11 protein-coding genes and 1 pseudogene are annotated in these 13,081 nt (G+C 49.6%); 6 read left to right on the top strand and 6 right to left on the bottom strand.

The features are described 5' to 3' along the window. Nucleotides 1-47: 47 nt before the first annotated feature. A complete protein-coding gene (locus BRW63_RS06990; protein WP_073070194.1) occupies nucleotides 48-593 on the bottom strand; it encodes a DoxX family protein in 546 nt (181 codons plus the stop codon). Nucleotides 594-751: 158 nt separating this feature from the next. On the opposite strand from BRW63_RS06990, the gene BRW63_RS06985 reads away from it, so the two are divergent. Both BRW63_RS06985 and BRW63_RS06980 read left to right on the top strand, forming a co-directional pair. Then, complete coding sequence (locus BRW63_RS06985) at nucleotides 752-1,567, top strand: HEAT repeat domain-containing protein (protein WP_073070193.1); 816 nt, start codon at nucleotides 752-754, stop codon at nucleotides 1,565-1,567. Between the two features lie 33 nt (nucleotides 1,568-1,600). Continuing rightward, nucleotides 1,601-2,254, top strand: a complete 654-nt coding sequence (locus BRW63_RS06980; protein ID WP_181314360.1) for a HEAT repeat domain-containing protein — start codon at nucleotides 1,601-1,603, stop codon at nucleotides 2,252-2,254. Nucleotides 2,255-2,396: 142 nt separating this feature from the next. Here BRW63_RS06980 and BRW63_RS06975 read toward each other — a convergent pair whose 3' ends face one another. Together BRW63_RS06975 and cynS are read right to left on the bottom strand one after the other, a co-directional pair. After that, nucleotides 2,397-3,125: a cation diffusion facilitator family transporter gene (locus BRW63_RS06975; RefSeq protein WP_219898428.1), complete on the bottom strand. Its 729-nt coding sequence runs from the start codon at nucleotides 3,123-3,125 to the stop codon at nucleotides 2,397-2,399. Nucleotides 3,126-3,177: 52 nt separating this feature from the next. Beyond that, a complete protein-coding gene (gene cynS, locus BRW63_RS06970) occupies nucleotides 3,178-3,636 on the bottom strand; it encodes a cyanase (protein ID WP_425320461.1) in 459 nt (152 codons plus the stop codon). 100 nt (nucleotides 3,637-3,736) lie between these two features. Here cynS and BRW63_RS06965 point away from each other — a divergent pair, with 100 nt between their 5' ends. Further along, nucleotides 3,737-4,636 carry an ABC transporter permease gene (locus tag BRW63_RS06965; RefSeq protein ID WP_317615803.1) on the top strand — a complete coding sequence of 300 codons (900 nt, stop codon included), beginning with the start codon at nucleotides 3,737-3,739 and terminating at the stop codon, nucleotides 4,634-4,636. 183 nt (nucleotides 4,637-4,819) lie between these two features. Here the strand turns inward: BRW63_RS06965 and BRW63_RS06960 are convergent, their stop codons facing one another. After that, complete coding sequence (locus BRW63_RS06960) at nucleotides 4,820-5,137, bottom strand: DUF3067 family protein (RefSeq protein ID WP_073070192.1); 318 nt, start codon at nucleotides 5,135-5,137, stop codon at nucleotides 4,820-4,822. A 281-nt stretch (nucleotides 5,138-5,418) separates the two neighbouring features. On the opposite strand from BRW63_RS06960, the gene petC reads away from it, so the two are divergent. Together petC and petA are read left to right on the top strand one after the other, a co-directional pair. After that, on the top strand, nucleotides 5,419-5,961 hold the full coding sequence (gene petC / locus BRW63_RS06955) for a cytochrome b6-f complex iron-sulfur subunit (RefSeq protein WP_073070191.1): 543 nt from the start codon (nucleotides 5,419-5,421) through the stop codon (nucleotides 5,959-5,961). Nucleotides 5,962-6,089: 128 nt separating this feature from the next. Beyond that, nucleotides 6,090-7,052 carry a cytochrome f gene (gene petA, locus BRW63_RS06950; protein ID WP_223257315.1) on the top strand — a complete coding sequence of 321 codons (963 nt, stop codon included), beginning with the start codon at nucleotides 6,090-6,092 and terminating at the stop codon, nucleotides 7,050-7,052. A 219-nt stretch (nucleotides 7,053-7,271) separates the two neighbouring features. Here petA and BRW63_RS06945 read toward each other — a convergent pair whose 3' ends face one another. Continuing rightward, complete coding sequence (locus BRW63_RS06945) at nucleotides 7,272-12,341, bottom strand: LamG domain-containing protein (protein ID WP_073070189.1); 5,070 nt, start codon at nucleotides 12,339-12,341, stop codon at nucleotides 7,272-7,274. A gap of 129 nt (nucleotides 12,342-12,470) precedes the next feature. Then, entirely contained in the window at nucleotides 12,471-12,713 is a 243-nt protein-coding gene (locus BRW63_RS06940; RefSeq protein ID WP_143162019.1) for a hypothetical protein, read from the bottom strand. Between the two features lie 74 nt (nucleotides 12,714-12,787). On the opposite strand from BRW63_RS06940, the pseudogene BRW63_RS06935 reads away from it, so the two are divergent. Further along, nucleotides 12,788-13,081 (top strand): annotated as a pseudogene (locus tag BRW63_RS06935) (ISKra4 family transposase); the annotation flags it as partial.

Below are 13,081 nucleotides of genomic sequence, written 5' to 3'. Positions count from 1 at the left end.
CGGATTCGTGCAGGAGGTCTATTGTTAGAGCCTATGATGACAAAATGCTAATCAGCCGCAGAAGTGATAGATTCCTTCTGTGAATTTGAAGCCTGATAAGCTTTCTCTAAACCCATGACTTGCTTTGCTTGCAGAGACAGCACATTAACATCTAACCAATTAACCAGCAAGGCATCTGTAGAAAACAAACCCGCCCCATTGACAGCAAACAATAAGAAGCAAGCTGCATAAACCGCAGACAGTTCTAAATAGGGAAGATTTAGCCCAGCAACGAGAATGTGATGATAGATCGCAACACACATTGTGCTAAACAGTCCAAACGCTGCGGGACGAGTCAGCAACCCAATTGCTAGTAGAGGCGCTCCAAGTAACTCGGTAAAGGCTGCTAGATAGCTAAAGACGATCGGAAACGGTAAGCCAATCACCTCGACGTAGGCTTGAGAAAAGCTTTGAATGTCACCTAGCTTGTCTAACCCGTTATGGATCATCATAATGCCAGCAACAGTTCGCAAGATAGCCCAAGTGGTCTGAGTCCAAAAGCCAGAACTGACACTAGGTTTCAGGAGCTTGGTTAAGAGAGGAGTAATCGACATAATCAATGCCTGTTACAGAGAATATATTAATAATCTTAACATAAGTTATTAATATATATGAACAAGGGTTACGTTATGTTTCCTGCTCTTATGACTTCATTAATTTATGGTCAAGCGCTAAACTGGAAGCCATCAGAATCTCTTTTTTCCCTCGTCTCATGTCTGATAGCTTTGACAATTTTAATGGTGAACAACTGACCCCAGCGCAAGCGATCGAGAACCTGCGATCGCTCGATTTGGGCTTACGCGTTTATGCTGCTTGGTGGTTAGGCAAGTTTCGCGTCAACCAGCCTGGGGTTGTCGAACGATTGATCGAGGCTTTAGAAGATGAAGCCGATCGCACAGAAGCGGGTGGTTACCCTTTACGGCGAAATGCAGCGAGAGCGTTAGGCAAGCTGGGCGATCGTCGCGCTGTTCCGGCTTTGATTACGAGTTTGTCGTGTGCAGATTTTTATGTCAGAGAAGCGGCGGCACAATCGCTAGAGATGTTAGACGATCGCACCTGCGTTCCGGTTCTGATTCAGCTCCTTAGAAATGAGATTGCAGGCACCGAACCCTCTCCGGTCAAGCTTGACTTGCCACAGCCCTACGAAGCGATTTTAGAAGCATTGGGAACGCTGGGCGCGATCGAGGCAATTCCTGACGCAAAATCCTTTTTAGATCACCCGGTTAATCGAGTGCAATATTCGGCAGCCCGTGCGCTCTATCAACTCACCGACGATCGGCAATATGGTGATCGGTTAATTCAAGCGTTGAAGGGTGCAGATTTACAGCTACGGCGATCGGCGCTGGCAGACTTGGGGGCGATTGGCTATCTCCCGGCTGCGGACGCGATCGCTGAGACGTTAGCTGAGAATAGTCTCAAGCTGATCGCCCTCAAAGGATTACTCGAACGCCAAGTCGGTGAAACTAATCTGCCTGATTTGTCGGATGGAGCTATCAAAGTCATGACCTTGATGGACTCATTGCTTTAATATGAGGCTTATTGACTCTTCTCTTAAAATCTCGTGACTGACATTCAAACCCTAATTCGTGCAGTTGATGAAGCAGACTCTTCGACTCATTTGTTAGAGGCGGTGCAAGCATTGGCGATCGCCCAAACCAAAGCCGCCATTCCTGCCTTAATCGCTGCCCTTGGCTATAACAATCCTGGAGCCGCCGTTGCTGCGGTGGATGGGCTGATCGGTCTGGGAGAAGCCTCTGTACTGCCGCTTTTAGAACAGCTAGACAGCTACAACTATGGTGCGAGAGCGTGGGCAGTTCGTGCCCTAGCGGGAATCGGTGACCCGCGCGGCTTAGATATCTTGCTCTCTGCGGCACAAAACGATTTTGCGATGAGTGTGCGTCGTGCCGCGACAAAAGGGTTGGGCAGCATTCACTGGCAGCAGCTAGAGCCAAACCGACTCCAGTTTGCTCAATCTCAAGTGCTGAAAGCGTTGCTGAACGTGTCTCAAGACCATGAGTGGATTGTTCGCTATGCGGCTGTTTTGAGTTTGCAGTCTCTCGCGATCTCAGTCTCAAAAATTCAACCCGATTGGCTTGCTCAAATTCAGACAAAGCTTGACAGTCTTGCTGAAACTGATGAGAGTTTGACGATTCGGGCGCGGGTTCGATTTGCTCAACAGCAGATTAAATTGGCATTAACAGCCAGTCATCAGTGATGTCTTAGTTCCATCACCAATAACATGATCAGACTTTTCAACCTTAACGATCGCTCAGTTGCTTTATGCAAAATAAGAGACGTTATTGATCAGGTTTCTACAAGCCATTCAAGGCAGTGTGATTAAGATGAATATCCGATAATTACGGCGCGATCGCCTGCAATGTCTTCCAGCTTTGATTAATTAATGGAATTGCAGAGACAATAATCAGCCCTGAAATCACTAAACTGATGGCTCCGTCTGCCCAAGACCAGTGCCAGATCGTGATCGCGATCGCTGCCACAATTACCCCGATCGCGCCCAAAGCATCTGCCACCACATGCAAAAAAGCACCTCGCAAATTGAGGTCATGGTCACTGCCTTGATGCAGCAGAGAGATATTGATGCCATTAACGACTAGACCGACGATCGCTGTGATCAGCATCGGTTTGCTGGCAATCTCAACGGCATCAATCTGCAATCGGCTGACTGCTTCCCAGGCGATTAGCAGCGCTACCACCACTAGCCCCAGCCCATTGATTAAGGCTGCCCACGTTTCAACCGAGTGATTTTCTTTAATTGCCACCTCGTTCACCCCTAGCCAACCCCACGTTGGTGGTGACTGAGTGATCCGGGTTGCCAGCAGTGCCAGTAAGAGTGCAAGACAGTCAGACACGAGATGTCCCGATTCTGCCAGCAATGCCAGACTGTGAATGCTTAGACCCACGGTTAATTCGACGATCGCAAATCCGCCTACTAACAGCAGCGCAATCAATAACTGCTTTTGCTTAGTTTGAGAATCGACTTCATAACAGTTACAGTCTGGCGAGTGGTGAGGGTGCATATCGATCGAGTCAAAAAATCGGGTAGGGTGCGCGGTTGCTCTACACATCCTACGCTAGACTCAACCGAAACTGCCCTCGTTTAGTTTCCCAATCAGCCCGCTACCACTTTTTATAAGCTAAGAACTTTCCGTTCATTGTGACTTGGACTCGATCGCCCTTTGGGTCTTCTATTTTGTCAATATCTAAGGTGAAGTCGATCGCGCTCATAATGCCGTCACCAAACTTTTCGTGAATGATCTCTTTCATCGGCATTCCATAGACTTGCATGATTTCGTAAAACCGATAAATTAAAGGGTCAGTGGGCACGATCGGGCCCAATCCCTTAATCGGAAATGCAGTCAATGCCGGGACGAGATCGAGACTGAGTTCTAAAGCGGTTAACAGTTTGGTGGCTTCATCTTCAGAAGCGCTTGCCTGTTGATAAAATAGTGCGGCAATCCAAACTTCATCGCGTCCGATCGTCGTTTCTAAGTCGGCAAAACTTAACCCTTTGGACTTTTTAGCTGCCAAAAGTTTCTCGGTGGTGGCTGAAACGGTCATGAAATAAGTTCGATACATTCAGCACTAGTCCTAGCAAGACGGCTGAGTCTGAGTGGTAGTCAACGCTACAAAATTCTGTCTAACTGTTTGAGTTTGGATTGCAGTCCTCTAAGATTGAATGTTGCAACTCATCCTTCTCCGCATGGCTCTTACCAATCTTCCTCCCCGATCGTTGAGTTTTTCTGAGCGTCCTAGCTTGTCATTGCAGATGATGCGAGTTGGGGCATTTCTAACGCTGATGTTTGTGGGCATCGCGGTGCTGGCTCCCGTCTTGCAATGGGTGGGCTGGCTGCAAAGTCCGATCGAGTTTCTCGACAATCTACCGCATCAACCCCCATCGGCTGCTCATTGGTTTGGCACTACTAATCTGGGCTATGACGTGTTTTCACGAACGCTCTATGGCACTCAGGCAGCGATTCAGGTCGTGATTTTAGCGACAGCACTCAGTTTAGTAATTGGGGTGCCGTTAGGAATGGTGAGCGGATATCTAGGCGGAAAGCTCGATCGCGTCTTGCTCTTTTTCATGGATACGATCTACACATTACCGGGACTGCTGCTGTCAGTGACGTTGGCATTTGTGGTGGGGCGAGGCGTGTTGAATGCCGCGATCGCGATCAGCATTGCCTATGTGCCGCAATATTATCGCGTGGTGCGTAACCAAACAGTCAGCGTCAAAACTGAGCTATTTGTCGAAGCGGCTCAAGCAATGGGAGCTTCAACGTGGCGAGTTTTATCGCGCTACTTGTTTCTAAACGTAATTCAAAGTGTACCTGTGTTATTTACCTTAAACGCTGCCGACGCGATCTTGACCCTGGGAGGATTAGGGTTTTTAGGACTCGGCTTGCCCGATGAAGTGGCAGAATGGGGACACGATTTGCGTCAAGCGCTCGATGCCCTTTCGACTGGGGAAATCTGGTGGACGGCGTTTTTTCCAGGATTTGCAATGACGCTGATGGTGGTCGGACTCTCACTATTAGGCGAAGGCTTAAACGAACTCACGGAGCGCAAAGTTAGGTAACAATCAACGTCAGTTCGATGAGTTCTTTCGCTTCGTTCTTCAGCGCTTCTGCCCCCTAAATCCCCCAAAATTGGGGGACTTCAAGACCAGAATTTAGGGTTCAAAGTCCCCCAGAATTGGGGGATTTAGGGGGCAGCCCGGATTTGCAACCACAGCGAAAAGCTTCATCGAATTCACGTAACATTAGAAATCTTCTAAGAGCCACTCTGAAGCGCGTTCGCCTAAATCGATCGAGATGTTGACCGCCTTTCCCAAACGCGGACGCTCACGAGTCTTCTCAATATAAGTTTGAACTTGAGCGATCGCGCCCCAAGCCCTGATATAACCCGCAACCTGATCAAGATGCTCGACATATTCCCCTTCAGATAGGGGAAAAGACGCTTGCTCTAGATATTTCCACATCACCTGGACAAAGATTTTGCCCTGAGTTCGTCGAACTTGAATATCGTAAGAGCGACCCCACTTATTGACTAAAAGCTGTCGGAGATCTGATCCTGTCATGATGACGATCGTGTGAGAATCTGTAACATTTCGTATAAATCTAAGGCTCTAACGGTTAGCTATGATGCTAATGTTAAAGTTTGTATAATACACTTAAGAAAGGCTACAAGCGACAACTCAGAAGGATTTCTAGCATTTTGTGATTTTAGAAAACCTTCTTTAAAAGCGCGATCGTAGCTCGTGTATGTAACTAAATCTAAACCCAGAGCTTTCAGATAAGTTCTGAGCGTCAATCTACTGTGATTGGTTGCAATCATCCCCGATATCTCTAGAGTGTAGACATGGCTCAACTAACTGGACCCGCAGATGATGTACCCAGCATGGGTCGTCGTCAATTTATGAACGTTCTGATGTTTGGCTCTGAAGCGCTGGTTGCTGCTGGTGCTCTCTATCCAGTCATCAAATATTTTATTCCTCCGTCGAGCGGCAGTAGCTCTGGAGGGGTCACTGCTAAAGATGCTCTAGGGAACGATATCGTTCTCACTGACTATCTGGCTAGCCACCCAGCGGGCGATCATTCTCTCGTGCAAGGCTTAAAAGGCGACCCCACCTACCTAGTAGTTGAGGAAGACAAAGCGATCGCCAACTATGGCATCAATGCAGTTTGCACTCACCTAGGCTGCGTTGTGCCTTGGAACGCCAACGAGAACAAATTTATGTGCCCTTGTCACGGTTCTCAATATGACAGCACCGGAAAAGTCGTGCGCGGCCCGGCTCCGCTGTCTCTTGCACTGGCACACGCCAACGTTGAAGACAACAAAGTCACCCTCACCCCCTGGACTGAGACTGACTTCCGCACCGATGAAGATCCCTGGTGGGCATAATTTAGGTTTTGGGTCAGGGGTCAGGTTTCAGTAGACTCCTGACCCCTGACCCCTGACCCCTGACCCCTCTTCCTTTTCTTTGTTATCCCTTTTATTCGCTAGAGATGAGAACAAGCTTTTTATCGTCGATGTGGCTGCGTAGCGCCCAAACCCTGATCCGAAAGGCAATGGTCGCGATCGTCGCAGTGACCGTCTTGCTTGCAGCGAGCCTTGCCCTGCCTCAAGCCGCGTCTGCTTACCCTTACTATGCTCAAGAAGCTTACAAAAACCCTCGTGAGGCAACCGGGAGAATTGTTTGTGCCAACTGTCACTTAGGCGCAAAACCAACCGAGGTCGAAGTGCCCCAATCGGTTTTGCCTGACACCGTGTTTGAAGCGGTGGTGAAAATTCCCTACGATACGAGCGTTCAGCAGGTTCAAGGCGATGGTAGTAAAGGCCCATTAAATGTCGGCGCGGTGCTGATGTTGCCTGAAGGCTTTAAGCTAGCGCCTGACGATCGTCTGACTGACGAGATGAAAGAGAAGGTTGGCGAACTTTACGTTCAGCCCTACAGCGACGATCAGCCTAATATTTTAGTGGTCGGGCCGATTCCGGGTGAGCAATATCGAGAAATCACCTTCCCGATTTTGTCTCCTGACCCCAAGAGCGATAAGTCAATTCGCTTCGGAAAGTATTCGGTTCACGTGGGCGGCAATCGGGGTCGAGGTCAAATCAACCCCACGGGTGAGAAGAGCAACAACACCGTTTATAACGCCTCTGCAACGGGTCAAATTGCTGCAATCAGCAAGACCGAAGAAGGTGGCTTTAAAGTCACCATCAACGCGGCTGATGGCAAAACGGTAGACGAAACCATTCCGCCAGGGCCTGAACTGCTGGTGGCAGAAGGTCAGGAGGTCAAGTCGGGTGATGCGCTAACCAGCAACCCCAACGTGGGTGGCTTTGGTCAAGTTGACAAAGAGATTGTGCTGCAAAGCCCCAACCGGATTAAGGGACTGCTGGCATTCTTTGCGATGTGTACTTTCACTCAAATCATTCTGGTGCTGAAGAAGAAGCAGGTTGAGAGAGTGCAAGCTGCTGAGATGAATTTCTAACGCGAAGGCAGCGAGTTGAGGTGAATCTTTCACCGCTTTTGGGGTGAGCTTATGGCTCATCCCTTTTTTAGTGAATACGGCTAAAGTTAACGTGAGTTCGACAGAAATGGTTGGCTTCGATTGCCCATCCAGGAGGCCCCTAAATCCCCCAAAATGGGGGATTTAGGGGCAAAAGCCGCTGTCAACGCAGCGAAAAAATTCGTCGAACTGACGTTAAAGTTATGCCTCCTCTGGCACTTGGAAGTATAGCCGCACATAGCGGATGATCTCAGATGTGTGGGGTTTGAGTTCCGGCAAATATTGGGCAATTGCCTCACTCACAGCAGCATTGAAATCGACGCTAGCTTTGCCTTTGACAAACGGTTCGAGTCGTTTGATCAACTGCCAGTTGCTATCAATGTCGAGGTCGCTCAGAGCTTTTTCTAAAGAGGCAGGCGCAGTTCCAACTTTGGGCAGCACCCGACTGCAATAGGTAACGCGGTGCATGACCCGCCAGGGTAAGCTTTTGTCTTTGTCCTTGGCTTGTTTCTGGGCTTGAACCGCTTGACGCAACGCGATCGCATTAGGATGCTGACTCTGGTTCAACCAAATGCTATCGACTACTTGGTCGGTGAACACATTGAAGTGCTGCACGTCAGGCTGAAGATAGAAGGTCATAAATCGATAGGCATCGACTTTGCCAGGAAGTTTGCTGCGATCGCCAAAGGGATCATTGAGGTCATCTCCTTTTGTCGGGTCGTAGATGTCTCGCTCTAGTCCATCCAAATTCACATTCAAGCCAAACGAGGTTTCTGAATCCTGGGTTTTCGCCACGGTTAGGTTGAGGTGCCCACCGAATAGCGCCTCTAATTCAAAGAAGATTGCCGCTTTGAAGGCGATTTCGCCAGACGCATAGATGCCTGCCATGCCCGTAAAGGCATAGGCACCCCCCGTCGTTTCTTGCCGCATATCGATCGCGGTCTCAGACTCGGTAAACAAACCGCCATCTGCTGTCCAGACGTAGGTATTGACCAGGTTGCGCTTCTCCGGTTTGGGCAGCTTGTCGAGCAACCGTCCTGTTGCCAAATCGCCTTGAGAGAAGTGGGTTGCTGCCTGTCTGCGACCCCTGCCGCCTGCGTTGTATTGATCGTAATAGCTGCGTAGTTCCTCTTCTTGGCGCTGAATCCGGTTTTTGAGTTGATAGGCTTCGATCGGCTTGAAGTAACTAATGTCTGAACTGTAGCTCATGGCATTGGGATAGCTAGTATCTGGAGCTAAACCGACTTTGCCGTCTAAGGTGCCCTGCTTGGTGTAGGCGGAGTTGATCGGAAAAGTCAAAATGTTCCAATCTTTTGGAATGTCGGGATTAGGGCGCATTTGGTAGGAAACCAGCACATTGTTATGCTGCATTCGTAGCGCAAACACATCGGCTGTTTCGGACTGTACCAGCGCAAAGCCAAGGTTACGAGGGGCAAATCGCTGATTTTTGGCATCCCATCTCCCTTGTAGATCGAGTTTGCTGGTTTTGCTGGTGACTTTGCCTGTGCCGACGCTGGCATCGTCTAACCAACCGAGCGAATTCTCGAACGCGGCTTTGGCACCGATTTGCACAGTGGTCTCTTCCACGGTTGTCGCGACGATCAGCCCGGCTGAGGTCTCCGACTTGAAGCCGATGCCGATCGATGCGGCGATCGCCATATCAAAGCCTGTGTCGCGTGAAGCCGAGTAGGTGTGGACAACGCTGGCGGCTTCAGTCATTTCTACGGATGTGGCTCCGGTGTAGTCTTTGTCTTTCACGGTCAGGTTCTCGCTAGGCACTGGGGGCGCACCTTCGATATAGCCAATTAGCTGCGGCGCAAACTGCACTTGCCCAATCCATTCCGTGATCAGGTTGCCGACTTTGTAACCTGTGAGAATGTGCCATTCGTGGTCTTGAATAAACGTGTGGCAGCGCTTGAGAACACCAATCAAATTGCCATCTACATCAGACTGCATATCTCCATACTCTTGCACACCGACGGGACTATGGAGGACATCGTGGAAAGCTGTGCGAATGCCTGCCACAGCATCGCGCACCTGCGGCACATCATTGCTGATCGGTGCGGTGGAGAAGACATAGGTTGGGCGGCTGTTGCCTGTGGCTAGGGCGAGATGATTGCTTTGAAAGGAGTAGTCGCGCAGTTCGTCTGCGGCTTCGGCATCAAAGGTGTAGTTGGCAATCAAGTGTTCTTGCTCACCTGAGAGGCGACGGAACAAATTGTCGCGAATTTGTTCGGGGGTGCGGGCAACTTTCCAGATTCGCACTTCTTCTAAGGTGCCGCAGAAGGCATCCTCAATGTTGCCGTTGCGCTTGCAGGCACCCAGCATAAATTGGGACTGGTCGGCTGGCAAATTGATCTTTTGGGTCGGAACAGGCTGCCCGTTGCAATAGAGGGTGAAGCTAGAGCCTTGCGGGTCAGGATTTTTCGCCCACTGGATGTTGCTGCCCGTGACGTGGTTGTTGCTCTTAGAGTCGTAGGCGATCGCGCCCGCGTTTTCCTCCATGCGCCACCAAGAGATCAAGCCCTTTTCCGACCCTTTAATCTCGACACCGAGAGTATCGATGCCCAGGGCGGTGCCCCAAACCCGCACTTCACTGATGCTGCCGTGAAAGAAGGCTGGACGCGCCCCGCTTAGATAGGCTTTGCCAATCTCAAACGGTTGGCTGCTGTTCCCTACTGCTGTCTTGTCGGTGCTATCAAAATCATATCGGCGAGATCCGACTTCCTGACGGTTGATATAGAACTGGATGTCATCCCACTGTTTGACAATCACGCCCGTTGTTGTGTCGCCGTCTTTCTGTTCTTTAGTCTCAAAACCAGGTTTGCGCGTCACGGCAACGCGATAGAACTTTCCGACTTCTAACGCTTGATTCGAGGAAAACTCTCGCAGCGTGTGAGCAGTATCTTCAAAGGCAAACACTAGCTTGCCATCGCGATCGACATAAAAGGCGTAAGGCACATCCTGATCAGTGCCATCATCCAGAATTCCCTTGGTGACAATCCCGCGCCGAACCCCTAAACTGTCTACTTTCAGGAAGGCTTCGATCGTTAAATCGCGGTTAATGTCTAGCGTTGTCGCGTTGCCACATTCTAAATAACTATCAACCCCATTAAATTGCAGCGCGTAGGATTGGTTGTATACCACTGCCAGATGATTCCAGGTGTCGCTGGAGACGATCGCTTCTTTCGTCTGTAAGCTCTGTTGATTCCCGACATTGACTGACATTCCGTAATCGACGAACGCCCCCACACCTGCTTGAGCAGTGCCTTGAAGAAGATCGATCGAACGGTTGTAACCTGAATAATCTTTCGGAATAGAACTGACTGACATGCCCCAGCAAGCTTGCAAGCCTGGTTGACTGCTCCTCAAGTGGCGGCGCATATCTGAGTTAATCTGTTTGGCGGGTCGCCCGTAATTCCAGATCCGAATTTCATCCAGTGATCCTTTAAATGACTGATCATCACCGAAACTGCCTAAAATAGTTCTACTAATATAAGCTCCTGTTCGGTTTGGCAGAGCGTCTTGAGCAACAAGTCCCCCATCGCAGTAAATTTTCCGCACGTTTGTGGAGCGATCGTACATGCAAGCCCAATGGTGCCAGTTCGTATCTGGATACTCCGGTGTGGAGAGAACATTAGAAGCAGAAAAACCGACTGTAGAGACCCAAACAAATTTAGCCCCGTCGAAGCTGAGAGTTAGCCCCTGGTAGTCTGAAACCGTTGTTTCGCTCTGAAAGATCTGCTCTGTGCGATCGACAACACTCCGCTTTGCCCAAAATTCGATCGTGAAGCTGGTATCTCCAAAGGAAAAGGCATCCTGAAAGGAGCTGCCGCTTAACCCAAATACTGTTTCTCCATTCATCTCGATTGCTCCGTAAGTGGAAGCGAACGGCTCTAGTGCGAGGCTGTATTGGGAGTGATCGCTGCGTTGACCGATCAAGCGAGATCTGTATTCCTGTGCTTTGGGCGTTGGTTTGACCCACACCTCTAACGTTAGATCGCCAGCAGCATCGAAGGATGACAATTGGGTATCAGACTTGAGGCTGACAAAATCATCTTTGCCGTCAAACTGAAGCGCATTTCCCAGGGGGAAGCTAGTCCACTGCGCCGATCGCGTCTTCACCTCGCTACCCTGAATTGCCCCGTCTTTCACCACTCCTTTGGCATTGTTGGCGACCACAAACAGCAGTGATCCTTGAAACTGATTGCTGCTGGTGATACCTTCAACTTTCACATTGGCGCTGTAGTCGTAGTAGAAATCATCTTGCGAATTGTTGGCTTCACCGTTGATGACTTGAGCAAATTGAGCCACCTGACGCGGCACTTTGTTCCAGGTTTCGGTGATGCCCATGACTGGATTGGACAGAACAACGGTGCAGATTTCTTCTGTATCTGTACTGCTAGACTGAATGACGATCGTGGCAGTATCCATCTGAGATCCAGCAGTACGAGCTATGAACACCAGGCTGCCTTCAGTCGCGGCTACCTCGTGCAACACTCTTTCCGTCAGGGTATCGTATTGAGCGGAGTAGAATTCATTGTTTGCCCCCCGGAGGTAGAGAATCAAATTGCCGTTGGCGCTATCGAACAGGCGAGGCGTATCTTTGCTTGCAGTCAGATTGAACACGGTTCCCGACACTGTTAAGCCAACTGGGTCAATGTAGATCGGCGGCATCGGAAATTGGCGGCTGCCCTGAAGAATGGCTTTTAATTGGGCTACCTCCTGCTGGTTGAGTTCTAGTTCTTGTTGCTTCGCTGCAAGTTCGGTCTGTTTTGCTGTGAGTTGATACAGTGGGTATTTCAGGTATTCTTGCAGGTCACGCCACTTCCTGCGAACATCCTCTAGTTCGCGCTGCTTCTTCAACAGGTTTAACACCTCAGGACTCCCCCCTCCCCTGGTTGGGGGAATGTTCGTCGAGAGAGCATTCAATTCTGCCTGACGTTGAGCCATTTCCTGTTCTATTGTCTGTATACTCGTTTGCCAACCTTGCACGATCTCTTGCAGCCGCTTAACTTCCTGCTGTAAAGGCTGAAGTTCTACCTGCAATCGCTGAACTGTTGCTTCCACAGGGCTGAGTCGGAGCATTGCCTGATCAAAGGAGATAGTATTGTTGCCCTGGACTCTGGCTTTGCGTTGTTCTAGTTCCTGGCTGGCTTTCTCCAATTGACTTTTCGCTACAACAAGGGGTGCGACCTCCATCCGATACATTGGAAAAAACCGATTACCTTTTGCTCCATAAGGGTTTTGAGTGCCTGTAAAATTGATCAATGAATAATCAAAAAGACTACTGTGAAATCGTTCAAAAACCTTATCAGCAGGAGGCTTGAGTCACTTTAGTATCAGGTAGAGGTCGCACCCTCGTAAAGCCGTCCTTCGCTCTGCTAAAGGACGGGGTTTCTACCCATTTCTCTGATGATAGGAACTGATCTGAGCGATCGCGCTTAACTGCACTAATCTCAAATCCTGATGGATATACTCAATCACTTGTTTCAAACTAGATTGAGACAACCCGTTTGAATCACTAGAGAGTTTGGGGTGCGTGGTGCAATACTTCCGTAATAGGTGAATCGCTAGGGCAGTTCTGAGGCTATCGACTAGCAATTGACCTGCCATTCCACTCCGCTCTGTTTCTACTTTCAAAGGGGTGCGACCTCTACTTGATTTAATCATTCAATCATGATATTACCTCAGTGATGCAACCAAGAGGGGTGAGTATGAGCGCTCAATTGTTAAGTCAGTCCGGGACACAAGTGAAGATAGAAGTCACCCTCGAACTGAGTCGTTCACTACTCACGAGTGAAGAGAGCATTCAGGAAAGCCTCAACGCTGCGGGTCGGATTGCGACCGCAGCGGCGCTTGAGTATTTGGACACCGATGGCTCTGCTATCGAGATCGCAGGAGCGGTGATGCGAACCAAAGGTAAGCAGCCGAAAGGGTATCAAACGCCGTATGGAGAAGTGGTGGTTGAACGCCACGTCTATCAGCGCTCTGGAGGGGGTAAAACGGAT

The sequence above is a fragment of the Phormidesmis priestleyi ULC007 genome (assembly GCF_001895925.1).
Classification (GTDB): domain Bacteria; phylum Cyanobacteriota; class Cyanobacteriia; order Leptolyngbyales; family Leptolyngbyaceae; genus Phormidesmis_A; species Phormidesmis_A priestleyi_A.
This window is presented reverse-complemented; position numbering and strand designations above follow the sequence as displayed.

Coding starts and splice junctions, on each gene's coding strand:
- BRW63_RS06975 (WP_219898428.1), bottom strand. CDS start 3,125: ATGTGTAGAGCAACCGCGCACCCTACCCGATTTTTTGACTCGATCGAT.
- BRW63_RS06990 (WP_073070194.1), bottom strand. CDS start 593: ATGTCGATTACTCCTCTCTTAACCAAGCTCCTGAAACCTAGTGTCAGT.
- BRW63_RS06965 (WP_317615803.1), top strand. CDS start 3,737: ATGTTGCAACTCATCCTTCTCCGCATGGCTCTTACCAATCTTCCTCCC.
- petA (WP_223257315.1), top strand. CDS start 6,090: ATGTGGCTGCGTAGCGCCCAAACCCTGATCCGAAAGGCAATGGTCGCG.
- BRW63_RS06960 (WP_073070192.1), bottom strand. CDS start 5,137: ATGACAGGATCAGATCTCCGACAGCTTTTAGTCAATAAGTGGGGTCGC.
- cynS (WP_425320461.1), bottom strand. CDS start 3,636: ATGTATCGAACTTATTTCATGACCGTTTCAGCCACCACCGAGAAACTT.
- BRW63_RS06985 (WP_073070193.1), top strand. CDS start 752: ATGTCTGATAGCTTTGACAATTTTAATGGTGAACAACTGACCCCAGCG.
- petC (WP_073070191.1), top strand. CDS start 5,419: ATGGCTCAACTAACTGGACCCGCAGATGATGTACCCAGCATGGGTCGT.